Origin of the sequence: Pseudomonas sp. HY2-MNA-CIBAN-0224, from assembly GCF_040310285.1 — a bacterium.
Classification (GTDB): Bacteria; Pseudomonadota; Gammaproteobacteria; order Pseudomonadales; family Pseudomonadaceae; genus Aquipseudomonas; species Aquipseudomonas helleri.
Map to the genome: position 1 here is coordinate 1 of NZ_JBEOPQ010000218.1, position 402 is coordinate 402.

Genomic DNA, 402 nt, shown 5'->3' on the forward strand with positions numbered 1-402 from the left:
GTCTCAACTTATCTCGTCATGCGAAAGAATGCGCTGACACGACTGACGAGATTGCCAAGCACTGGCATAATCTCACCGCTTATATCGACGATATGCAATGTCATTTTCAGATTGAAGACAATTTAATTGCCAACGCCCTAGAGCCTTATCGAGCATCTCAACCTGAAGTAGCATCGGTATTAGAGACGCTTACTGGTCAGCATAAACGCTTGCAGACCCTGATAGATACGGGTCAAAAAACGGCGAATCAGTCTATAACGACAGAACAAGTTAGAGAGCTTGGCACGTTACTATACGACCATATTCGTTTTGAGGAGCGCGAACTGTATCCTATCGTAGAAAAGTATCTAACAGAGGATGAGCTAGATGCTGTTTATCAAGCAAGCCCAGACAGTATTAAGC

1 protein-coding gene is annotated in these 402 nt (G+C 44.0%); it reads left to right on the forward strand.

The features are described 5' to 3' along the window. Positions 1 to 402 (forward strand): hemerythrin domain-containing protein (locus AAEZ03_RS26095; protein WP_350582647.1); only part of this gene is annotated, 402 nt, incomplete at both ends.